Annotated in this window: 22 protein-coding genes and 4 pseudogenes; 14 read left to right on the forward strand and 12 right to left on the reverse strand. The window is 70.3% G+C overall.

What is annotated here, in order from left to right:
- Window positions 1-235: 235 nt before the first annotated feature.
- From IG05_RS0117245 to IG05_RS43735, 3 genes and pseudogenes are all read left to right on the forward strand, one after another.
- On the forward strand, window positions 236-1,030 hold the full coding sequence (locus IG05_RS0117245) for an SDR family NAD(P)-dependent oxidoreductase (protein ID WP_030343485.1): 795 nt from the start codon (window positions 236-238) through the stop codon (window positions 1,028-1,030).
- Window positions 1,031-1,495: 465 nt separating this feature from the next.
- Window positions 1,496-1,705: pseudogene (locus IG05_RS45370) on the forward strand (hypothetical protein); the annotation flags it as partial.
- Between the two features lie 654 nt (window positions 1,706-2,359).
- Complete coding sequence (locus tag IG05_RS43735) at window positions 2,360-3,124, forward strand: hypothetical protein (protein WP_051789977.1); 765 nt, start codon at window positions 2,360-2,362, stop codon at window positions 3,122-3,124.
- A gap of 717 nt (window positions 3,125-3,841) precedes the next feature.
- On the opposite strand, the gene IG05_RS0117260 is transcribed toward IG05_RS43735, so the two are convergent.
- The gene (locus tag IG05_RS0117260; protein ID WP_030343487.1) at window positions 3,842-4,729 is read right to left on the reverse strand and encodes a PhzF family phenazine biosynthesis protein; all 888 of its coding nucleotides are present in this window, start codon (window positions 4,727-4,729) and stop codon (window positions 3,842-3,844) included.
- On the opposite strand from IG05_RS0117260, the gene IG05_RS47855 reads away from it, so the two are divergent.
- On the forward strand, window positions 4,728-4,958 hold the full coding sequence (locus IG05_RS47855) for a hypothetical protein (protein ID WP_158838941.1): 231 nt from the start codon (window positions 4,728-4,730) through the stop codon (window positions 4,956-4,958). The genes IG05_RS0117260 and IG05_RS47855 overlap by 2 nt on opposite strands.
- Here IG05_RS47855 and IG05_RS0117270 read toward each other — a convergent pair.
- Complete coding sequence (locus IG05_RS0117270; protein WP_030343488.1) at window positions 4,936-5,148, reverse strand: hypothetical protein; 213 nt, start codon at window positions 5,146-5,148, stop codon at window positions 4,936-4,938. The genes IG05_RS47855 and IG05_RS0117270 overlap by 23 nt on opposite strands.
- Before the next feature lie 550 nt (window positions 5,149-5,698).
- The gene (locus IG05_RS42335) at window positions 5,699-5,977 is read right to left on the reverse strand and encodes a hypothetical protein (RefSeq protein ID WP_158838944.1); all 279 of its coding nucleotides are present in this window, start codon (window positions 5,975-5,977) and stop codon (window positions 5,699-5,701) included.
- A gap of 156 nt (window positions 5,978-6,133) precedes the next feature.
- On the opposite strand from IG05_RS42335, the gene IG05_RS0117280 reads away from it, so the two are divergent.
- From IG05_RS0117280 to IG05_RS45375, 4 genes and pseudogenes are all read left to right on the forward strand, one after another.
- Complete coding sequence (locus tag IG05_RS0117280) at window positions 6,134-6,889, forward strand: GntR family transcriptional regulator (RefSeq protein ID WP_030343489.1); 756 nt, start codon at window positions 6,134-6,136, stop codon at window positions 6,887-6,889.
- Between the two features lie 164 nt (window positions 6,890-7,053).
- The gene (locus IG05_RS0117285; RefSeq protein ID WP_030343490.1) at window positions 7,054-8,178 is read left to right on the forward strand and encodes a TIGR03364 family FAD-dependent oxidoreductase; all 1,125 of its coding nucleotides are present in this window, start codon (window positions 7,054-7,056) and stop codon (window positions 8,176-8,178) included.
- Between the two features lie 5 nt (window positions 8,179-8,183).
- Window positions 8,184-8,882 (forward strand): phosphonatase-like hydrolase, encoded by a 699-nt coding sequence (locus IG05_RS0117290; protein ID WP_030343491.1) that lies wholly within the window; start codon window positions 8,184-8,186, stop codon window positions 8,880-8,882.
- Window positions 8,882-9,328: pseudogene (locus IG05_RS45375) on the forward strand (ABC transporter ATP-binding protein); the annotation flags it as partial. The gene IG05_RS0117290 and the pseudogene IG05_RS45375, both read left to right, overlap by 1 nt.
- 316 nt (window positions 9,329-9,644) lie before the next feature.
- Here the strand turns inward: IG05_RS45375 and IG05_RS50280 are convergent.
- Window positions 9,645-10,184: a histidine kinase gene (locus IG05_RS50280; RefSeq protein WP_030343493.1), complete on the reverse strand. Its 540-nt coding sequence runs from the start codon at window positions 10,182-10,184 to the stop codon at window positions 9,645-9,647.
- 158 nt (window positions 10,185-10,342) lie between these two features.
- On the opposite strand from IG05_RS50280, the gene IG05_RS0117305 reads away from it, so the two are divergent.
- Window positions 10,343-11,602, forward strand: a complete 1,260-nt coding sequence (locus tag IG05_RS0117305; RefSeq protein WP_234335910.1) for an APC family permease — start codon at window positions 10,343-10,345, stop codon at window positions 11,600-11,602.
- A gap of 1,256 nt (window positions 11,603-12,858) precedes the next feature.
- Here IG05_RS0117305 and IG05_RS0117315 read toward each other — a convergent pair.
- A complete protein-coding gene (locus IG05_RS0117315; protein ID WP_030343496.1) occupies window positions 12,859-13,470 on the reverse strand; it encodes a hypothetical protein in 612 nt (203 codons plus the stop codon).
- A gap of 668 nt (window positions 13,471-14,138) precedes the next feature.
- Window positions 14,139-14,537: a VOC family protein gene (locus IG05_RS0117325; RefSeq protein WP_030343497.1), complete on the reverse strand. Its 399-nt coding sequence runs from the start codon at window positions 14,535-14,537 to the stop codon at window positions 14,139-14,141.
- Between the two features lie 160 nt (window positions 14,538-14,697).
- Here IG05_RS0117325 and IG05_RS0117330 point away from each other — a divergent pair, with 160 nt between their 5' ends.
- Complete coding sequence (locus IG05_RS0117330) at window positions 14,698-15,357, forward strand: TetR/AcrR family transcriptional regulator (protein WP_030343498.1); 660 nt, start codon at window positions 14,698-14,700, stop codon at window positions 15,355-15,357.
- 280 nt (window positions 15,358-15,637) lie between these two features.
- Here the strand turns inward: IG05_RS0117330 and IG05_RS0117335 are convergent.
- Together IG05_RS0117335 and IG05_RS0117340 are read right to left on the reverse strand one after the other, a co-directional pair.
- Window positions 15,638-16,042: pseudogene (locus tag IG05_RS0117335) on the reverse strand (heavy metal translocating P-type ATPase); the annotation flags it as partial.
- Between the two features lie 59 nt (window positions 16,043-16,101).
- Window positions 16,102-16,818 carry a TetR/AcrR family transcriptional regulator gene (locus IG05_RS0117340; RefSeq protein WP_030343500.1) on the reverse strand — a complete coding sequence of 239 codons (717 nt, stop codon included), beginning with the start codon at window positions 16,816-16,818 and terminating at the stop codon, window positions 16,102-16,104.
- Window positions 16,819-16,948: 130 nt separating this feature from the next.
- Here IG05_RS0117340 and IG05_RS0117345 point away from each other — a divergent pair, with 130 nt between their 5' ends.
- The gene (locus IG05_RS0117345; RefSeq protein WP_030343502.1) at window positions 16,949-18,172 is read left to right on the forward strand and encodes a saccharopine dehydrogenase family protein; all 1,224 of its coding nucleotides are present in this window, start codon (window positions 16,949-16,951) and stop codon (window positions 18,170-18,172) included.
- Window positions 18,173-18,261: 89 nt separating this feature from the next.
- Here IG05_RS0117345 and IG05_RS0117350 read toward each other — a convergent pair whose 3' ends face one another.
- A complete protein-coding gene (locus IG05_RS0117350) occupies window positions 18,262-18,687 on the reverse strand; it encodes a DUF4267 domain-containing protein (protein WP_030343503.1) in 426 nt (141 codons plus the stop codon).
- Window positions 18,688-18,780: 93 nt separating this feature from the next.
- Complete coding sequence (locus IG05_RS0117355) at window positions 18,781-19,227, reverse strand: DUF1772 domain-containing protein (RefSeq protein WP_030343505.1); 447 nt, start codon at window positions 19,225-19,227, stop codon at window positions 18,781-18,783.
- Window positions 19,228-19,322: 95 nt separating this feature from the next.
- On the opposite strand from IG05_RS0117355, the gene IG05_RS0117360 reads away from it, so the two are divergent.
- Both IG05_RS0117360 and IG05_RS50620 read left to right on the forward strand, forming a co-directional pair.
- Window positions 19,323-19,901, forward strand: coding sequence for a TetR/AcrR family transcriptional regulator (locus IG05_RS0117360; protein WP_030343507.1), 579 nt, complete (start codon window positions 19,323-19,325; stop codon window positions 19,899-19,901).
- Window positions 19,902-20,020: 119 nt separating this feature from the next.
- A complete protein-coding gene (locus IG05_RS50620) occupies window positions 20,021-20,188 on the forward strand; it encodes a hypothetical protein (RefSeq protein ID WP_158838946.1) in 168 nt (55 codons plus the stop codon).
- Between the two features lie 49 nt (window positions 20,189-20,237).
- Here IG05_RS50620 and IG05_RS0117365 read toward each other — a convergent pair whose 3' ends face one another.
- Window positions 20,238-20,711 (reverse strand): RICIN domain-containing protein, encoded by a 474-nt coding sequence (locus IG05_RS0117365; RefSeq protein WP_030343508.1) that lies wholly within the window; start codon window positions 20,709-20,711, stop codon window positions 20,238-20,240.
- 102 nt (window positions 20,712-20,813) lie between these two features.
- Between IG05_RS0117365 and IG05_RS48430 the strand changes: the two are divergent.
- Window positions 20,814-20,964 (forward strand): annotated as a pseudogene (locus tag IG05_RS48430) (transposase); the annotation flags it as partial.
- A 41-nt stretch (window positions 20,965-21,005) separates the two neighbouring features.
- Here the strand turns inward: IG05_RS48430 and IG05_RS0117375 are convergent.
- Entirely contained in the window at window positions 21,006-21,365 is a 360-nt protein-coding gene (locus IG05_RS0117375; RefSeq protein WP_030343510.1) for a DoxX family protein, read from the reverse strand.
- Window positions 21,366-21,476: the final 111 nt, after the last annotated feature.

Genomic DNA, 21,476 nt, shown 5'->3' on the forward strand with positions numbered 1-21,476 from the left:
GTGAGTCCGCGCAGGTCGTCCCGCACCGGCACCTGATCGGTGACATCGTGATCCTGAGGTCGGTGACGCCCGAGCGCATTTGCCAGAATCGGGACGTCTACGGCTTCGAGCCGACCGACGAGGACCTGCGCGGCCCGGGCCACCCTGGTCCGGGCCCTGCGTACCGGCCCGGACCCCGGCACGCTCGACTGAGCGCCGTACCACCCCGTCCCGTACCCGTTCGAGGAGGATTCCCGTGCAGATCGACCTGACCGGCCGGACCGCGTTGGTCACCGGCTCCACCCAGGGCATCGGCCAGGCCATCGCCGTCGGCCTCGCCCGCGCCGGCGCGCGGGTGGTCGTCAACGGCCGTCGCAGCGAGACGGTCGAGAAGGCCGTGCAGGAGGTCCGCGCCGAGGCCGGCGCGACCGAGGTCGTGGGCGCCGCCGGAGATCTGGCGACGGCGGACGGCGCCCGGGCCGTTCTCGACGCCGTCCCCGCGGTCGACATCCTCGTCAACAACCTCGGGATCTTCGGCACCGCCGCGCCGCTGGAGATCGAGGACGCCGAGTGGGTCCGCTATTTCGAGGTCAACGTGCTGTCCGCGGTCCGGCTGATCCGTGCCTGCCTGCCCGGCATGCGGGAGCGGGGCTGGGGCCGCATCCTGAACATCGCGAGCGACTCCGCCGTGGTGATCCCGGCCGAGATGATCCACTACGGCATGACAAAGACGTCCCTGCTGGCGGTCAGCCGCGGCTTCGCCAAGGAGGCCGCCGGCAGCGGCGTCACCGTCAACTCCGTGATCGCCGGGCCCACGCACACCGGCGGCGTCGAGGAGTTCGTCCGGCAACTCGTCGGAGACGAGCTGAGCTGGGACGAGGCGCAGCGCGAGTTCATGGTCAAGTACCGGCCGCAGTCCCTGATCCAGCGGCTCATCGAGCCCGAGGAGATCGCCAACATGGTCGTCTACCTCAGCTCGCCCCAGGCCTCCGCCACCACGGGGGGCGCGCTGCGGGTCGACGGCGGCTACGTGGACTCGATCCTGCCCTGACCCCGTCCGCCTCCCGGGGTGCGCGGTCCCGGAGGCCCCGGCGGCCCTGCCGGACGAGGCCGGCGCGCGCGGTTTCGTCGACGTGGAGCCTGAAGACGCCCGGACCATACCCCCCATTCGGTCGGCCCAGCGCCACCGCTGCTCCGGCAGCCCGGGCCCGGAGGCGCCTCGGCAGCCATTCCGGGGGCGCGGCCGCGCAGGGGCTGAACCGACGTGGCACGGTCCGGCACCCGGGGAACCGGGAGCGGGACCGTGCAGCTGGTACGTGATCGCGCTCAGCTGGTCGTGAGGGCGGTGTCGTCCACGACGAAGTCGGTGGCCAGGTAGGCGTCCTCGACGCCGGTGAACTTCGGGGTGACCGTCTGGCCCGCCGGCGAGGACAGGCCGAAGGTCTTATGGGTGTAGCCGGTGGCCGCGTTGGCGTTCGACCGTCAGCCAGGTCTCGCCTGCCAGGCCGGCGAGTTCGCCAACCCGGGCTTCGAGTCGGGCAACACGGGCTGGTCCAACAGCGGTGTCATCACCAATGACAGCCGTCAGGCGGCCCACGGCGGCTCCTGCACGGCCTGGCTCAACGGTTGGGGCTCCGCGCACACCGACACGCTGTCCCAGTCGGTGACGATCCCCGCGGGCTGCAAGGCGAGTCTGACCTTCTACCTGCACGTCGACACCGCGGAGGGCATGGCCGCCGTCTGCCGCCGGGCCGGCTTCACGCCCACGCTGCGCTACCGGATCGCCGACCGCAAGATGCGGTACGGCCTGATCGCCGCCGGACGGGCCCTCTCACTGAGCCAGCCCACCTCGCCGGCCGCCGAGGGCACGGTACTGAACGGCGTGTCGGCCTGCTGTACCGGGCTGCGGCACGTGCGTACCTCGACAGCATCCCCGACAACATCTTCTACTGCACATGGCGGGAATCCCGGATGCGGCCGGCTACACCAGATCGGCAACGGCAGGGGCGGAAGAGTCCTCCGGGTCCGTCGCCCTCCGGTACGCCGACGGCGCCTCCGGACGGTCCGGGCGGTGGGGCCGATAGGGCCCCGCCGGCGGTCACGCGCTTCCGACCGACGACCTCGCCTGTCGGTAAGTCTTCTGCGCAGCAAAGGAGTTGCACGTTTCACGTCGCCGAGTGGCGAGAGGGCGTGTGGGCGGAGTGAAGAAGGCGTAAAAAAATGTTTAATATGTGACCGCATCTGATCTCTGTCTGCCTGGTTCCGCGCCATGACGGCCGGATTCTTTGGCATACCCAAGAGAAGACCGGATGCGTAGAGCGCCGCCGTACTGGATCGCGTACCTGGCGCAGCACAACTTCAGTATGGAGACAGGCACATCATGGGTAAGGGCAAGTGGATCGCGGGCGGCGTCGTCGCCCTGTTCGTCATCGGTGCCGCTGGCAGCTGCGGCGGTAGCGATGACTCGAAGGCGGACAAACCGAAGCCTGTCAGGCCGACCGCCACCGCATCAGCGTCCGTCCAGTCGCCCTCGGTTCCCTCCCCGAACGCTCACCAGCGGGCGGAGTTGCTGGTCGCTCTGAAAAGCATCGACGCCGGCCTGGTCGCGAACGAGGACCGCGCCGTGCGCCGGTCGACCAACGTCTGCTCGGACATCAAGGGCGGCAAGGACTCCCACACGGTGAAGGCCAACGCCAAGTACCGGTTCGAGGGCGGTAACGTCCCCCACCTGTCCGACGCGCAGACCGAGCGAATCGTCTCTGCCGTGAAGGACACCTTCTGTTCGGTCCACGAAAGCACCGACACCAAGGCGCAGAAGGCGCAGAAGGTGAGGACGAAGGCGGATGCACCCAAGCCGTCGCCCACTTGGTCGTCGGAGGCGGACATCTTCAAGCGGTGGGCAAAGGCCAACGGCAGCCCAGCCGACAAGGCCGCCGTCGCTCACGTCACCCGTGTGCACGGAGCATTCGGCGGCAATGGCATGGTCGACGTCTACACCGACTGGACGGGCGGCATGTTCGGCGGTCACAACCCGGACGGCAAGCTTGTTGTCTCCGCATACCAGACGTGGATGCCGGGAACGGGCAGCGGCCTGGTGACCGTGTACGACGCTGATGGCGAGATCCTGGCCAACGGCAATTTCTGACAGCTCCGTTGAGAATCCTCCCGACTTGGCTGAAGGTGCCGCCATCAGGGGGGTGCACATGCGAGGCTGAGGCGCCGCCTGAGGTGCCCAGTCGCACCCGGGACTGCGAAGGCTCCCCCCGTGACCAGGCTTTTCCGCAGCGGAGCTACCTGGGTACCGGCCAGCCGTTCCCCGTACGCTCACGAAGACCGTCATTCACCCTATGTGACGAGTCGCCGGTTAGTCGCTGCAGGGCGGGGCAGAGGGCTCTGTGAAAGGCGGTGATTTTGTGGACGAGAGGATTCGCAGGTACTGCATTCGTTTCTCGCTGCTGGGGTTGCTGACCGGAGCCGTGCTTGGCTTCGCCTCGGGGGGTGCTTTCGGAGCTCTGGTGGGCGCGGGAATCGGCTTCGCGCTGGCCGCCGGCGGCGTCCTGTACTGGGGTGAGCACGGTGGTGCTCGCCGCCGTCCGTCGACGGGTGAGATGCCGCCAGGTCATTCTGACGGCCGACATCTCGGGAGGGCTCGCCGCGTACCCCACCAGAGGGCCGGCCGGTCGACTGGTTGGCCGTACCCCGAGTACTGACCTCGCGAGCCCTCCGCGGATGTGCGTCCCAGTCGGGGCGGTCGGGGCCATCGGGGCCGTCGGGGCCATCGGGGCCGTCGGCGAGGCGGAGAGCGCCGCCGGCCCCGTAGGTCGCCTGCAGATTGCTGATCAGCGCGCTGAGGCCGTGGAGGCTACGCCGGCTCTCCGTCGATGCGCGTTCCTGTGCCGCTGACACGGACCCGTGGGTCATCCTTACGCAGGGTGACCGTGAGTTCGCCGGGACTGCCCAGGTCCTCGCCCTGGTGCAGGGTGAGGACGGCATCCCCGGGGACCAGACCGAACTCACGGGCGTACGCCCCGAACGCGGCGGCCGCGGCCCCCGTCGCCGGGTCCTCGACGACGCCGCCGACGGGGAACGGGTTCCGAACGTGGAAGACGGTGGCCGACTCCCGCCACACCAACTGGAGCGTGGTCAGGTCCAGGCGGTGCATCAGGGCTTCGAGGCGTGCGAAGTCGTACGCGAGATCGGCGAGGCGCTCGCGCGTCGCAGCCGCGAGAACGAGATGGCGGGCACCGGCGAACGCCACCCGGGGCGGGAAAGCCGGGTCGAGATCGGCGGCCGGCCAGCCGAGCGCGGCGAGCGCCTCCGTGAGGTCGGCGTCGGCGATCTCCTCGATGTGCGGCTCGACACTGGTGAGGGTGGCCCGGGCCGTCCCGCCCTCCTCGGCCACCTCCACCGGCACGGTGCCGGCGCGCGTCGCGAACACCAGCTTCCCCGGGCCCGCCCGCTCGGCGAGCGCGATGGCGGTCGCGATGGTGGCGTGCCCGCAGAAGGACACCTCCGCCTTGGGGCTGAAGTAGCGGATGCTGTACGCCCGCCCCTCCTGGCCGCCGAGACCCTCCGGTGGCGCGGTCAGAAACGCGGACTCCGAGTATCCGAGGTCGGCGGCGATGGCCAGCATCTCGCTGTCGTCCAGCGCTGTGGCGTCCAGAACAACGCCGGCGGGGTTTCCGCCGTCGGGGACGCTGGAGAAGGCGGTGTATCGCAACACCTCGGGCCGGGGCACATTCGTCGTCATGCACGCTGCAACTACGGCCGAGCCGCTGCTATTTCCCGGGGCAGCCGAACCGGCGGAGCCGCCGCAGCTTGTCGAACTCGATCCGGTCGCTGATGCGGAGCCGGTGACAAGCCGGCGGGCGGACGAACCGACCGTCGGGCGCGCGAGCCGCCAGTTGCCCCTCCCCGACGTCCATGTCCGGAGTTTCCGCGCTGAAGCGGAGCGCATCACCGGCGGCGGGCTCGGATGACGCCGATGCCGGCTCCCACCACGAGCAGTGCAGGCAGCGGAGCCAGCCATGCTTGTCCGAGCGACGCACCGGCCACGGTCATTACGACGCCTATCAGCAGGTAAACGGCGAAAAACGCTGCGATCAGGTTGCCCCACGGATGACCGCGAGTGCCGTCTTCGACGTTCTCGATCCTGCGGCCGATTCCCATACTGACCTCCTGATGTTGCGTGAGCCTGGCCAATGGTTCGCCTGAGATGTCAGGAAAAGCAGGCTTTCCGCTTTTCGCCGCATCGCAGACGCCATTTCCCGCATACCCTGCGGGGAGGCTGGCGTGCAGGGGGCGGTCGCAATGGAATGGGCGACCGCGACGCTGTAAGGTCGGCCGGCCTTCGAGCAGTTACGGGACCGGTGTGTCCGACACGGCACCGGTGCGGCCCGGGTGGGGCAGGAGGGGCCGGCCGCCCACCCTGGCCTACTCCGTTCGGACCAAACGCGACAACGGTCGGCCGGCTGCCCGAAGTGACGCCTGGCCACCTCGCCCGGGCTTCTTCCACGTTGGCCAAGGGCGCCGGTCATGTCCTTCGGCGACGGTCGTGCCGCCGCCCTGATCGGGCTGGATGCGCCTGCACGGCTGCGAGTCCTTGCCGACGGCTATGGCTTCTCGGGGGCTGCGCCGACTTGCAGGCCGGCACCGCCGCCTTCTCAATCACGGCGGCGACGCGGTCCGGACGGGCTGAATCCTGGAGCCTCCCGCACAGTCACCACGTCGTCCTCTGCGGCGTCGTGCCGGCGGGCAGGTGGGTTGTCGGCACCCAGGCCATGACCCGGGCCAGGTCGCGGTGTATACGGTCGGCTTCACCGCGTACCTGGGCAGGAACGTCGCCGCGTTCGGCGACAAGGCGGCTGAAAATGGGGGTTTCCTGGAACACGGTGAAGTTCGCTTTCTGCGAGTGGCTGGCTGCGGACAGGGCGGTGCAGGGACAGACGAACTGGTTTATCACGTCGGTGATCAGTTCGTGTGGCCGCCTGTGGCTCATGGAAGGCGGTGAGGGTGCCGACCGAACGAGACCGCACACGAGCTGCCACCCCAGGCGGTCACCGGGCGAACGTCGCTTGATGCGGCACTGGTCGCCGCCGTCGTCCTGCCGAGCCCGCAGACACCGTTCACGTCCACGTCTGGGACCATCCCAGACGTGGACTACCCGAACGACCAGGCCCCCGGCGCCCCCGTCCGCTCCGGCATCCCGGAGCACGGCCGTGTGCCCAAGTACTACGCCGTGAAGGCACAGATCGACCGTCTCGTGGAGGAGTTGGGCGAGGGCGCTCCGATCCCGACCGAACGGGACCTCTCCGAGCGGTACGAGGTCGCCCGCGAGACCGTCCGGCAGGCGCTGCGCGAACTGGTGCTGGAGGGCAAGCTGCGCCGGCAGGGCCGGGGCACGGTGGTCGCCGGCCCCAAGCTGGAGCAGCCGCTGTCCCTGGCTAGCTACACCGAGGGGGTGCGCCGCCAGGGCCGTACCCCCGGCCGGACCCTGGTCGGCCTCGACCGGTTCCCCTGCCCCGCGGCGCTGGCCACCGAGACCGGCCTGACGCGCGGCGAGCCCGTCTGGCACCTGGAGCGTGTGCTGCTGGCCGACGACGAACGGGTCGGCCTGGAGAGCACGTACGTGGCGGTGGCCCGCGTGCCGCGTCTGGACAGCGAGTTCGAGCCGGACTCGTCGTTCTACGCCTACCTGGCCCGGCAGGGCATCGGATTCGGCTCCGCCGACGAGCGCATCGAGACCGTGCTCGCCACCCCGCGTGAGGCTCTCCTCATCGGCACTCCGCCGGCCCTGCCGATGCTGCTCATCCACCGCGTCTCCCGGGACGTCGAGGGCGGCCCGCTGGAGCGGGTGCGGACGCTGTACCGCGGCGACCGGTTCTCCTTCACGGCCCGGCTGAACGGCTGACGGCTGAGCGACTGAGCGGCTGAAGCTGTCTCTTTTGGGGCAATTTCGGGGCGGCACTACGGTCACGGACTGATAACGGGTCTAGCCCAATCGTGATGGGCGGTTCACGCTCTCGTTGAAGACGGGATTCCTCGGGTTCCCCCAAGGCGAGGAGCGTGACGGCCGTGAGAGTGACAGTCGTAGGAGCCGGCGTGGTGGGCACCATGCACGCCTGGCAGGCAGTGGAACGCGGCCACGAGGTCGTACAGATCGAGCGGGAGGCCGAAGCCCGGGGCGCCTCACTGCGCAATTTCGGGCAGATCTGGGTGAGCGGCCGCGCGGGCGGTGAGGAATTGGACACCGCCCTGCGCGCCCGGGAGCTGTGGGAGGAGATCGGCGCCCGCGTCCCCGCGCTGGGCTTCCGCCCCAACGGCTCGCTGACCCCCGTCCGTGGTGACCTGGAGCTGGCCGTAGCCGAGGCCGCGGTCGCCCGCCCGGACGCCGCCGCCCGCGGTTACAAGCTGCTCGCTCCCGACGAGGCCCGGGCCGTGAACCCGGCGCTGCGCGGGCAGTTCGACGCCGCCCTGTACTGCGAGCGGGATGCGGCCGTCGAGCCACGCACCGCCCAGCTGGCTCTGCGTGCCGAGCTGCTGAAATCCCCGCGTTACACCTTCCTGCCCGGCCGCGAGGTCCGCGAGGTCGTCGGCGAGCACACCGTCCGGGACGACCGCGGCGACACCCACGCCGGCGACGCCGTGATCCTGTGCACCGGCGCCTGGCTCGGCGGTCTGGTCCGCGAACTCGCCGGCCCCGACCTGCCGGTGCGCAGGGTGCGCCTGCAGATGATGCAGACGGCCCCGCTCGGTGAGGCCCTGACCACCTCGGTCGCCGACGCCGACAGCTTCCGCTACTACCCGGCGTACGCCTCGCCCGCCCTGGACGAACTGAACGCCCGGCAGCCGCAGCCCGCCACGGCCGCGGACCACCGAATGCAACTGCTGATGGTCCAGCGCGCCGACGGCGGCCTGACCATCGGCGACACCCACGAGTACGAGCACCCCTTCGCCTTCGACACCCTCGAAGAGCCCTACGAGCACCTGACCGGTGTCGTCGAGTCCCTCCTCGGCCGTCCGCTGCCGGCGATCCGCCGCCGCTGGGCGGGGGTGTACGCGCAGTGCACCGACACCACCCGCGTGGTGCACCGGCAGCGGGTGCGCGAGAACGTCTGGCTCGTCACCGGGCCCGGCGGGCGCGGCATGACCTGCTCGCCCGCGATAGCCGAGACCACCGCGAACGAACTGGGTTGGTGAACACCATGACACCCCCCTCCCCCGACATCCGCCTCGTCGTCCTCGACATGGCCGGCACCACCGTCGCCGACGGCGGCCTGGTCGAGCGCGCCTTCGACACCGCCGCCCGCGAACTCGGCGTCGAGCCCGGCACCCCCGACCACGCCGAAAAGCTCGCCTACGTCCGCGCCACCATGGGCGAGTCCAAGATCTCCGTCTTCCGGCACCTGTTCGGCGACGAGGACAGCGCCCGGCGCGCCAACGCCGCCTTCGAGAAGGCGTACGGCGAACTCGTCGACGGCGGACTGATCGCCCCCGTCCCCGGCGCCCGCGAGGCCATCGAGGCGCTCGCAGCCGACGGCCGGACCGTCACCTTGACCACCGGCTTCGCCCGCGTCACCCAGGACGCCATCCTGGACGCCCTCGGCTGGCGCGACCTGGTGCCGCTCACCCTGTGCCCCGCCGACGCAGGCGGGCGCGGACGGCCGTACCCGGACATGGTGCTGGAGGCGTTCCTGCGCACGAAGGCCGCACAGAGCGTGGCCCAGGTGGCCGTCGTCGGCGACACCTCCTACGACGTGCTCAGCGGCCTGCGCGCCGGCGCCGGCCTGGTCGCGGGGGTCCGCACCGGGGCGCACGGTGACGACGCCTTCCGTGAGGCCGGCGCCACGCACGTCCTGGACTCGGTCGCCTCCCTGCCCGAGCTGCTGCGAGGAGCGGGCTGATGGGCATCCGCTTCGACGGCGTCACCGTCGCCTACGACGGCAACGTGGTCCTGGACGCCTTCGACCTCACCGTCGCCGCGGGCGAGGTCATGGCTCTGCTCGGGCCGTCCGGATCCGGAAAGACCACCGCGTTGCGGGCGGTCGCCGGGTTCGTGCGGCCCGCCGCCGGGCGGGTCTTCCTCGGCGACCTCGACGTCACCGACCTGCCCCCGCACCGCCGGGGCATCGGCATGGTCGTGCAGAGCTACGCCCTCTTCCCGCACATGCGCGTCGAGGAGAACGTCGCCTTCGGCCTCAAGGCCCGCAAGGTCCCCAAGGCCGAGATCCGCACCCGGGTCGCCGAGGCCCTGGAGATGACCGGCATGGCCGCCCACGCCCGCCGCCATCCGCGCGAACTGTCCGGCGGCCAGCAGCAGCGCGTCGCCATCGCCCGCGCGCTCGCCATCACCGAGTGGCGCGGCTGGTCCTTCACCACCGACGAGTTCTGGACACAGGCCCAACGCGACGAGAACCGCGAGTGCAACGTCCGCGCCCGCAACGTGTTCGCGGTGGCCGACGGCGACGAATGGAACGACAAGGCCCTCACGGGCACCTTCGACTCCACCCTCGTCAGCCCCGCCTGTCCTGTCACCGGGGGGCCGTACCGCCACGCTCACGTACACCACTTACTACCGGCAGCAATCCCCGCAGAAGGGCGAGGTCCTCGTCTCCTACGACGGCGCCACCCCCGTCTCCGTCCGCACCTACACCACCGACACCCCCTCACGCACCGAGACCGTCGCCCTCCAGGTCCCCTCCGGCGCAACCTCGGCCCGCGTGAGCTTCCGTTACACCGGCGGGAACAACTGGTACTGGGTCATCGACGCAGTGAGCATCACCCAGTCCTGACGCGGTCAGGTTGCGTGATGCTCCACGGAGGACACGATCGAGGTCGTCGGGTGCGTGGAAGGCGGTGCCGTCGCCCATGGCCCGGCGTATCACCAGGCGGTAGACGGTCAGTTGGGCGGCGACGGGAGCGGGGGCCGGGTCGCCCCTGGTCTTCAGGCGCGTCGGCAGGCCGGCATGGCGCATCTGCTCGTCGAAGGCCGCCAACTCGGCCATGCCGGGCAGCGGGTGTCGCTGCGCGTCCGGCTCGTCGGTCCTCAGCAGGTCAAGGGAGCGGCGCAGGTCGGTCAGCGCCCGTCGGCCGGTCCCGGAGATCTGGCGCAGTGCGGCTGATGACGTGTCGGCCGACCGGGCGTAGGGAGCGGAACCGGCCAGGGCGACCATGACGGACAGGTTGTGGGTGACGATGTCGTGCATCTCGTCCGTCCGCGCACCTCACGCCCCCGTTCCCGTCTGCGGCGGACCTCAGGGGGTAGGCGTGCGTGGTGACACCTCCTTCCACTCCTTCCACGCCTGCGAAGGACGGCTCGCCGCAGGGCGGGGCGCCCGCGCTCAGGAAGGCGCTGACGACCCCCCTGCTGTACTTCTTCATCCTCGGCGACGTGCTGGGCGCCGGCGTCTACGTGCTGGTCGGCCAGATCGCCTCGGAGTCGGGCGGCGCCGTGTGGCTGCCCCTGCTCCTGGCACTGCTGCTGTCGCTCCTGACGGCCGCTTCGTACGCCGAACTCGCCACGAAATACCCGAGGGCGGGCGGCGCCTCCCACTACGCGACCCTCGCCTACGGACCGTTCACCGGCTTCCTCGCCGGGTTCTGCATGCTCGCCGCGGGCATCGTCTCCGTCGCCGCCCTGGCCCGGGGCTTCGCCGGCGACTACCTGGCCGTCTTCGTCAGCCTTCCGGTCGTGCTGGTGGCGGCCGTCTTCCTGTGCACCCTGGCCCTGCTGAACGCCCGTGGCATCAGCGAGTCCACCCGCGCCAACGTGGCGGCGACGGTCGTCGAGGTCGGCGGTCTCCTGCTCGTCGTCGGGCTCGGGATCTGGCTGTTCCTGCGCGGCGACGGCGACGCCGGCAGGCTCGTCCACCTCGGCACCGCCCACAAGGGAGCCACCGCCGGCGTGCTGGGCGCAACGGTACTCGCGTACTACTCCTTCGTCGGCTTCGAGACCTCCGTCAACGTCGCCGAGGAGACCCGCGACCCGCGTCGCTCCTACCCACGCGCCCTCTTCGGCGCCCTGCTGACGGCGGGAGCCGTATACGTGCTGGTCGGTGTCGTCGCCTCGGCCGCCGTCCCCACCGCGACGCTGGCCCGCTCCAGCGGGCCGCTGCTGGAAGTGGTGAAGGAGGCGGGCGGGGTACCGCCGAAGGTGTTCGGCGCCATCGCCCTCGTCGCCGTGGCCAACGGCGCGCTGCTCACCGGCATCATGAGTTCCCGCCTGGCCTACGGGATGGCGCGGGACGGCCTCCTCCCCCGCTTCCTGACCCGGGTGCTCCCGGGCCGCCGTACGCCATGGGCCTCGATCGCTGCCACGACCGTGCTGTCCTTCCTGCTGGCGCTCACCGGTGACGTGGCGAGTCTCGCCTCCACCCTCGTGCTGCTGCTCCTCGTGGTGTTCTTCATCGTCAACACCGCGGTGCTCGTCCAGCGCCGCGACCGCACGGACCGCCCGCACTTCCGGGCGTACACCGCCGTCCCCGTCCTCGGGGCGGCCTCCTGCGTGGCACTCGCCACGCAGATCGAGGCCGGCGTCTGGATGCGCGGGCTGATCGTCATCGCGGTCGGCGTGGTCCTGGGGGCCGTCGCCGCCTGGCACCGCCGCCGATCCTCGTCCTCCTGAGCGACACCGGGCCTGCGGCAGCGGGCGTGGGGATCACACCGCGGTCACGGGAGGGCGGACCGCCTCAGCAGGGCATCGGTGTGGTGGCCGCCTCATGGACCGCCGCCGTACGAAGCAGGTCAGGTGAGCCGGAGGAGACCGTGCGGAACATCGTCCGTGAACCCGTCTCCCTCGACCGCACCCGCTTCATTTCCAGGTGAAGATCCCTTGGCCCTACATGTCGTACGCGCTTGTCCGTCAGCTATCAGCGACACCTCAGCGCGCGAACTCGGGGGCCTTCTCCGCGGGCACCGTACGCATCGTCCGAAGCGGTGACAGGAAGTTGGGAAGGACACTCAGCGTCATACCCGCTGCACCAACCCACAAAGTGCCTGCCGCTGCGAACACAGAGCCCGAGGCTCCGCCCAAAATGCCACCGAGAGGAATGCCACCCCAGGAAGCGAAAGCTGGACAGGTTGCCCGTCGGCGAGGAACTCGTGATGCGTACGGACGCAGAGGTCCCCGGGACTGAGGGCAAGCCGCTCGGCAATTCGCTCGGGGGCGGGGACGCGTACCTGACTGTGTGCATCCCAGGCGTCGGCCCTGCCCCGCTCCCTCCTGTCCTGCCAGGGGGTAGAGCCCTCCCGGCGTTCGCGCTGCTGCGAGCGGACCAGCCGGAGGCGCTCCCGCGGTGCGGACGTAGGTGCCCGAGCCGGCACGGCCTTCGAGGAGCCCGTCGGTGTAAAGCGGTCCATGGCCCTTTATATGACGTTGCGTCCGACCCCGTACTCCACGGCAAGCCGTGCCCGAGACGGCAGGCGTTCCCCGATCAAAGTCACTGCACCAGGAAAAAGATGCTGGAGTAGAAATACGCTCCTCGCTCATGCGCCTACGGAGGCAGTCGGCACGCAGACCAACTCGCGGCTGATCTGGCGCACCGGGGTCAGGTCCCACCGCAAAGGCCAGAACGTATCCCCGGCGGTGGCCCGGCCGCGGGGCGCCTCCAGCGGTCGCAGCGGTGCGGGCGTGCGGGTCCACAGGGCGCGCTGCCGGGTGAAGCACGACGGGGCGCTGCCAGTGGACCGGCCCCTGGTATGGACACACGGCTGCGGCGAGGTACCGGACCGCGTCCTCGCTGCGAAGGCATGCGCCCCGGGCGAGGTCCTGGACGACGTCGACACCATGGCGCGGCTCGCGGCGGCGAGGCAGTCGGCTCCGGCACTCGGAGTCGACGATCTGTTCGGTGCGACGGCGCACGCAATGGTCCGGCTCTGCTGCTAGCGACGACTGTTCCGTTTCCGTTCGCTGCGACGCAGGGCGCGACGCTGCTTTCCCGGCAGGGTGGCGGCCAGGTCACCCACCTGGGAGACGTCGTGACAATCACCGTCCCGGCTGCCCCGGCACCACCACACAGGTGGGCCAGCAGCGTCCGTTTCGCCCTCGTACCAGTCCTCAGCGGTCCCTGCGGGACGAGGGTGCATTCCGATCTTGTGCTCCCGGCAGACGGGCCAGACCTGCCAGAGCAGCTCGGTGATCGTCGTCTGCGCCGCTTCCGCGACGACGGTCAGGACCGTGGTCGTATCGTCCGGCTCCGGCGGGTCGCCCTCATCCAGGTCACACACATTCACTGGATTGCCGTGCCAACGGCCGTCGGGCATCGCCACATAGATCTGGTCCCGGTCGGTCCCGCTCGGGGGCAAGGGCTGCCAGGCCGGGGTAGCCATCAGTATCAGCGGGCCTTGACCCGGCAGGGTCGCCATCAGGTCCCGATTGACCTCAGCGAGTGCGGCCTCCAGCTTCGGCCACTGGCCGGGCTCGGCCGGCCTGGACTCCGGCGCATGCTGCCGGTCATGACCCGGATCGAGGCTGAAGTACGAGAAGTGGTTCACCAAGACATCGTCTCAGCCACTGTGCCCTTCACCGTAGCCGGGAGCGGAAGCGCTCCTGGCTCATGCCGGCTGTGTCGCCGAGGGTGGGGAGTGGGGCCCCGGGCGCACGGTTCGCGGATTCGTCGCGCACGGCGAAGTCCGTCTCATGCGGGCACAGCTGCCGGGCGGACTGCACATGCGGGGCTCACTACTGGAGTGCCCAGGCCGGCGCGGGGTGGCGCTCACCCTGGACAACGCTGTGGCCTCGACGCTCGACTTCACCCTCGCCCGGCCACCGTCCGGCGCCGTGGACCTGCGGGGCGTGCAGGTGTCCTACCTCCATGACAGCGGGCACAGCTGGCCGCACGTGGTGGAGCTGGACGGTCTCGTCCACGGCTCCATCAAGGCGGGCGAGCGGCGGGAGGGAGTGGGGCGAAGGGACTCGACGTCCTTCAGCAGCTGTTCCCGCGCGAGCGCGGACGCGGGATTGCGCGAGTCGAGGGGCGGGCGCTACGCCGTGCCACCGCCGCGCCGATCTGCGCGGCGGTGGGCGTACGCGATGGGCTCGGTGATCTGCCCGGTGGGACAGGCAGGTTGGCCACCGAGGCCACCGAGGCGGCCGAGATCGCCCGGTCCGGGCCTGGTGCTGTCGAGGCCGGGTCCGGCGTGTGGCCTGATGTGGTGGGTTGTCAGGCGTGCTCGGAGCCGGAGGGGGCGGCCCACTCCACGAACTGGATGATCACGCCGTTGGGGTCGGCGACCTGGAAGAGGCGTTCGCCCCAGGGTTCCTCACGCAGCGGCATGGTGATCTCGACGCCCTCGGCGCGCAGCCTCTTCTCCTCGTGCTCGATGCCGGTGGTGGTGAAGGCGAGGATCAGACCGGAGGCGTGCAGGTCACGCTGCTCGGCCGGCAGAACCTCGGTGCCGCGGGCGAGCAGGACTACGTCCACCGCCGCGTCGTCGCGCGTCAGGGAGGCGAATCCCTCGGCGGCGGCCTGCTCGACGTAGCCGAGGTGAGTGGTGAAGAACTGCTGAGACGCGGCGACGTCGTCGACGGTGAGCGAGACGGTGGACGCGGTGATCTGCAAAGTGCTTCTCCTCAAAGGGTTCCGTACTTCCGGGGCGGGCGGGTCCGGGGCATCGCCACACCGCTTCCTCGCCCTGGTGCAAACTTACATTGGACGTAAATTTAGATCGCACCTACCCGGGGTGTCAACATAAAAATGCGACGAGGGTAAGATTGATCCCATGACGGCTGACGCCCCCTCGTCCGCGCCCCCTGTGGGGCTCCGGGAAGTTAAGAAGCAAGAGACCCGGCAGCTCATCTCCGACGTCGCCACCCGGCTGTTCCTCGCCCAGGGTTTCGAGCAGACCACCATCGCCGAGATCGCCGCTGCCGCGCGGGTCGCGAAGAAGACAGTGACCAACTACTTCCCGCGCAAGGAGGACCTGGCCCTGGACCACCAAGACGCCTTCGTCGCCTCCTTGGCCGAGACGGTGACCGGCCGTCAGGCCAGCGAGTCCGCCCTGTCGGCCCTGCACCGCGCCTTCGCCGACGCAGCCGCCCGAGCCGATCCGGTCGCCGGCTTCTCCGGCCCCGACTTCGCCCGCATGATCGCCGACAGCCCCACCCTCTCGGCCCGCCTGCGCGACCTGCAAGACCTGCGAGAGCACGCCCTGGCAGACGCCTTGGCGGACGCCACCGGCACACCCCGCGGCGACGTCACCCCCCGCACCGCCGCCGCCTTGCTCGGCGCTGTGCACCGCACCTTGTTCCAGCGCATCCAGGAACTCACCCTCACCGGCCAGGACAACGCCCGCATCTCCGCCACCGTCATCGCGGAGGCGGACAGCGCCTTCGGCCTGCTCAAGTCCTCGCTCGCCGACTACGCCGCGGGCAGGACATAGTGACCAAGGCTCTCAGTCACCGGTGCGTTCGTCGTAGCAGGTGGCCAGGGCCTTGTCGTGCCTGCTGACGATCACGCACCACCCGGGCGGCCGTAGAGCGCATCGCCGATCGCGTCGCCGTGAGGCAGGCCAGCCGGATCGTCGAAGTCACGGCCTATGAGGCCTCCTACGTCGCTGGTGAGAGCCCAAGGCCGACCGCGTGGCTCAGTGAGGCCGGTGAGCGGACGCGCGAGGAGTCGGAGCTAAGGCTCCGCAAGGTCCTGGCAGTCGGCGATCCGGCTCAGGCGAACCGTTCCCGGTGTTCCGGAGACGAGGGTGCCGGTGCCGTGTTCCGTCCGGCGCCGGCACCCGGTTGCCGGGCGCGCAGCCGCAGGCTGTTGCCCACGACCAGCAGTGAACTCACCGGCATCGCCGCCGCGGCGCGCATCGGGCTGAGCACGCCGACCATGGCGAGGGGCACGGTCACGACGTCGTAGCCGAAGGCCCAGACGAGGTTGACGCGGATCGTGCCCAGCGTGCGCCGGGCGAGCCGGACGGCGTCCGCCAGCGTCTCGACGTCCTCGTGTACCGGCGTCACGTCGGCGGGCCCGATGGCCACGTCGGTGCCGCTGCCCATGCCGCTGCCCATGGCGATGCCCAGGTCGGCACCGGTCAGGGTTGCGGCGTCGTTCACTCCGTCACCCATGCCATGACGCTAGCGGGGCGGACGCCCGCCGCCCGAGCGCGGGCCGTCCTCCGTCCCGCCTATTGCCCGCAGCCCGCGCCGGCGGCCAGCTGGGCGGTGGCGTTCTCCAGCAGGGTGTCCAGGACCACTGGGTAGGCGCTGTGGGGCATGCGCGCGGCCAGGAGAGGGGCGGTCGCGGAGATGTTCGGGTAGGACTCGGCGGGCAGCCGGGCGTACGTGGAGGTCCACATCTCCTCGTCCCTCGTCCGGGCCGCTTCCGTCAGGACGAGTGCTCCGGCGTCGAGGGCGGCGAAGGCCAGGCTCAGGTCGATGAAGGCGTGGTAGAGGCGGACGGCGGCGGTGTCCGGGAAGCCGGCCGAGCGGAGGATGCCGAGGATCGTCTCGTCGACCGCGATCTCCCGCGGCCGGCCGGTGACCCGGCTCGCGGTCAGCGCAGCGGCCTGCGGGTGGGCGAGGTAGGAGGCGTGGATGGCCAGCCCGAGAGAGCGCAGGTCGGCCCGCCAGTCACCGGTGGCGGACCAGTTGTCCCGAGCCCGTCCCATCAGCTCCTCGCCGATGGCGCGGATCAGGTCGTCCATGCCCGAGAAGTACCGGTAGAGGGTGCTGGGGTCGGCGCCGAGGGCGGTGCCCAGGCGACGGGCGGTGAGGCCGGCGGCGCCGTGCTCGCGCAGCACCCGAAGCGCGGTCTCCACGATCAGCTTCTCCGACAGCACCGTGCCCTGGCGGGTCGGCCGGCGCCTGCGCCGCGCCGACTCCGGCACCACCTGCTTCGCCATGCGGTCCACGCCTTCTCCGCCGCCGCCCGCGACAGCGGCCCTTATGCCAACACGGTTGACCTTACATCGCGCCATCCCGTTGCATCAGGGCATCCCAGGGCTTGCGCCCTCCACAGGAAAGGTGTCTGACATGCGTGTACTCCTGGTCGGCGCGGGCGGTGTCGGCACGGCCGTCACCCGGATCGCGGCCCGTCGCGGCTTCCTGACCCACATGATCGTGGCCGACTACGACCCGCACCGGGCCGAGGGGGCCGTCGCCGCACTGGAGGAGCACGGTGACCGGTTCAGCGCCCGGCAGTTGGACGCCTCCGACGAGGAGGGCGTACGCCGGCTGCTCGTCGAGGAGCGCTGCGACGTTCTGCTCAACGCGACCGACCCCCGGTTCGTGATGCACCTGTTCCGCGCGGCACTCGCGGCGGGCGCGCACTACCTGGACATGGCGATGTCCCTGTCCGCCCCGCACGCCGAGCGCCCGTACGAGGAGTGCGGAGTCAAGCTCGGCGACGGCCAGTTCGAGCTGGCCGAACGGTGGGCGGACGCCGGTCGTCTGGCCCTGGTCGGGATGGGAGTGGAACCCGGCCTGTCCGACGTCTTCGCCCGGTACGCCGCGGACGAACTCTTCGACGAGATCGAGGAGATAGGTGTGCGTGACGGAGCCGACCTGACCGTGGAGGGGTACGGCTTCGCCCCCTCCTTCAGTATCTGGACCACCATCGAGGAGTGTCTGAATCCCCCGGTGGTCTACGAGAAGGACCGCGGCTGGTTCACCACCGCGCCGTTCAGCGAGCCCGAAGTCTTCGACTTCCCGGAGGGCATCGGCCCGGTCGAGTGCGTGAACGTGGAACACGAGGAGGTGCTGCTGATCCCTCGCTGGGTGGACGCCCGGCGGGTGACCTTCAAGTACGGTCTGGGCGACGACTTCATCGCCAAGCTGAAGACCCTGCACGAGTTGGGTCTCGACTCCACCGCCAAGGTGTCCGTCCCTGGCGAGGACGGGCCTGTCAAGGTGTCCCCGCGCGATGTCGTCGCCGCGTGCCTGCCCGACCCGGCCGGCCTCGGCGAGCGGATGACGGGGAAGACCTGTGCGGGCACCTGGGTGAAGGGCACGAAGGACGGCGCTCCGCGCGAGGTGTACCTCTACCACGTGGTCGACAACCAGTGGTCCATGCGCGAGTACGGCTCCCAGGCAGTGGTCTGGCAGACCGCCGTCAACCCCGTCGTCGCCCTCGAACTGATCGCCACCGGCGTATGGACGGGCAGGGGTGTCCTCGGCCCCGAGGCCTTCCCGCCCCGCCCCTTCCTGGACCTGCTCACCGAATACGGCTCTCCTTGGGGCCTGCGCGAGCAGGGCTGACCGCAACGGGCACCGGATCCGCGCGCCGAACGCGTGCCGGTGCGCGCCAGGGTGGCGTCGAACGCGTGCCAGTGAGCGCCAAGGTGGCGTCAGGCGGGCTGCGGGGCGGGGGTGGCCGGAGCGGCCGCCACCTTGCGGGTCTCCCGCATGATCAGCAGCCCGTTGGCCACCATCAACGTCGCGGTCAGGCAGTGGACGCCGAGCGCGGTGGCCACGGAGCCGTGGTGGGCCAGCACCGTGGCCATGTCGCCGTACGCGGCGAGGGCCTCCACCAGCAGCACCCAGCCCAGCGCCCGGCGGTGGCCCGTCACCAGCAGGATGCCGAGGACCAGGGCCAGGACGACGTCACGGATTCCCTTGACGATCAGGAAGCCGTCGCCGTCGCCGGAGGGCCAGCTCGGCAGGCCGAAGCCCGGCGCCGTCGTCTCCGGGCTCAGGATGAACTCCGTCCCGAACCAGAGGATGAAGAGGACTAAGGCGGTGGCCAGGACGGTGTTGATCTTCTTCAGCGACATCGTTCTTCTCCTCGCGAGTCTTCGTCGGCTTGGTGAGCTTCGTGGAACCTGCGCCACGGGGGCGAACAGGCGCGTGCCGGGACGGTTTTGCTGTCAGGTGAGGGCGGCGGCCAGCAGGGTGAAGGCGCCGATGATGACGGCGACGCGGACGTAGTGCCAGCGCTTCCAGCGGTTCAGCTGCTCCTTCCAGTCCGCGGGCCGGTTCTCGGGGGTCCACGTCTTGCCTCGGTTGTTGATCGGGACGAGCAGCAGTAGCGACATGATCACGCTGAGGACCAGCAGCGCGGCGGCTGCGAGGACGAGCCCGGTGCCTTGGCGGTGCCATCCGGCGACGGCCCAGATCGCGACGAGGGCGACCGAGCCGATGTACCAGACCGGCATGACGGCGCCGAGCATCCGTCCCCCGTGGGCGTGTCCGAGCTGGCCGGCGTCGCCGGGGAGTGCGTTGAGTATCGGGTTCATGACGAAGGCGACGGAGAACTCCACCCCCACCATCACGCCGACGACCACGATGGTGAACACCTGAAATGCGCTGAGCATGACGGCCCCTCCGAGTCCAGATCTAGCGCTGCTAGCTGATGAAGCAACGCTAGCGCTGCTGCCGCTCGATTGTCTAGCAGTGCTAGGATCGAGTCATGTCGGTCAAGGAACGCAAGGAGCGCGAGCGGGCGGGCCGTGAGCGCCTCATCGTGGCGGCGGCCCGCGAACTCGCGGAGCAGCAGGGCTGGGACGCGGTCACCACCCGCCGGCTCGCCGAGCGCATCGAATACAGCCAGCCCGTCCTCTACAGCCACTTCCGCGGCAAACGCGAGATCATCGGCGCCGTCGCCCTACAGGGCGCCGCCGAACTGGCCGTCGCGCTGCGAGCCGCCACCGCCACCGCGGACGGTCGGCGTGCCCGGGTCACCGCCCTCGCCCGCGGCTACCTCGACTTCGCCGCAGGCAACCCGGCGGTCTACGACGCCCTGTTCCAGCTCGACGGCGGCCTGGCGTACGCACGGGAGGACACCCCGCAACCCCTCAAGGACGCCTTCGCCGCCTTGCTGGAGTGCCTCGGCGAGGTCGCCGGGGAGGGCGTCGATCCGGGGCTGTTCACCGAGGTGTTCTGGGCGTCCCTGCACGGGATCGCGACCCTGACCCGGGCGGGACGGCTGCCGCCGGAGTACACCGGGCAGAGGGTGGAACTACTGGTGGACCGGCTCGCCGTGCTCTGACACACGGCCCGCTGCGGGGACACGCGCGGCCGTGGGGCGAGCCGTTGGTCGGCCGTGGACACGGCATCCTGCTCGCCGAGTTGTACGCGGCCGACGCCCTGGACTGAACCCGGGCCTGCGTGGATGCCTCCCACATCCGCGCGACAAGAGGGCGCGAGGCGACCGGCCCGTCACCGGTCGACCGCGCGAAGACGGGCAGTAAACACCATCTGATCTGCGACGGGAAGAACACCCCGTTCAAGGTCATCACCACCGCGGCCAACGGACCGCCTTCCGCCCTCGCGTAGAAGAAGAGCTGCTCGCCCGGCGGCATCTTGAAGCGGTCGAGAGCTCCGTTCAGCCGACGGTGAAGCGCTGGTTCTGGGCGCCTCGGTCGCAGCGGGCAGTGCGGTAGTAGCCGTTGTCCTGCTGGTAGAGGCAACGGCCCGTTCCGACGCTTTGGAGCATGATGGCGCTGCGCGCGGCGGGCTGGACGGTGCGCCACTTCTGGTATGAGCCGCCGTTACAGCGCAGGGGGTAGACGTCGCCCCGGTCATTGCTGTCGAGGCAGCGGCCCCAGAAGTTGTTCTTGAGAGTGGTGCTGGTGTTGAGGCGGCCGTTCCACTGCCACAGGAGGCTGCCGCGTCCGGTGGTGCAGCGGTCGCCCTTGAGGCCGGTTTCGGAGGTCTCACGCAGGCAGTCACCGTAGCGGTAGTTCGCGAAGCGGCTGGTGGCGGTAGCAGCCGAGGCGGGTGTGGGGGTGAGGAGGGGGAGGGTGAGGCCGGCTGCGGCGATGAGGGCGGCGAAGGCGTTCCGGGTCGGGCGGCGCACTGGCGGTCTCCTTGCAGTGGTTTTCAGAGGTACCTCGACAGGATCCCCGAGCACCACCGCCTGCGCCTGAAAAATGGGGAAAATCCCCGGATCGAGCCACTCATGCCGGCCGATCCGGTCCGGGGACGGCGCTGGGCCGATCACCGCGGGCACGCTCCAGGCCATCGCGTGGAAGTACCGCACCAACTCGCCCTGGCGGGACCTCCCAGAGGAGCCCGGCTCGTTCCGGACGGCCCATAAGCGGCTGATCAGGTGAATCAGTTCGCATCCACCGGTCGAGGGGCCTTCGCTCGATCACAGCGTGGTGGCCAGGCGGATGGTCACCGCAGCGGTGACGAGGAGCCCGGCGTTGAGTGCGATCCGGCGGTCCTCGCCGACCAGGTGGACGGCGATCGCGCCGCTCTGCAGCAGTACGAAGCCGGTGGCCGCGGCCGGCGCCAGCGAGGGGGCGATGCCGGTGAGCGGAGGCAGGATCAGGCCGGTCGCGCCGAGTATCTCGACCGCTCCCAGCGCCCTGAGGGCAGGCAAGGGTATGCGGTCGACCCAGGCCATCATCGGTCGGAGTTGATCGCGGCTGCGGAACACCTTCAGCGTGCCCGCGTAGAAGTAGAAGAGCGCGAGCAGGCCCGCGACGATCCAATAGGCGAGGTTCATGATTCCCGTTCGTGGGCCACCGGTTCACGGCGGTCCGTCGATTGCGTCGCTTGCCGGAACAGCCCTCAAGGCCCAGTCCGTCGCCCAGAGGGAGCCGGGCACCGAAAAGCG

Origin of the sequence: Streptomyces sp. NRRL S-1022 (assembly GCF_000720135.1) — a bacterium.
Taxonomy (GTDB): Bacteria; Actinomycetota; Actinomycetes; order Streptomycetales; family Streptomycetaceae; genus Streptomyces.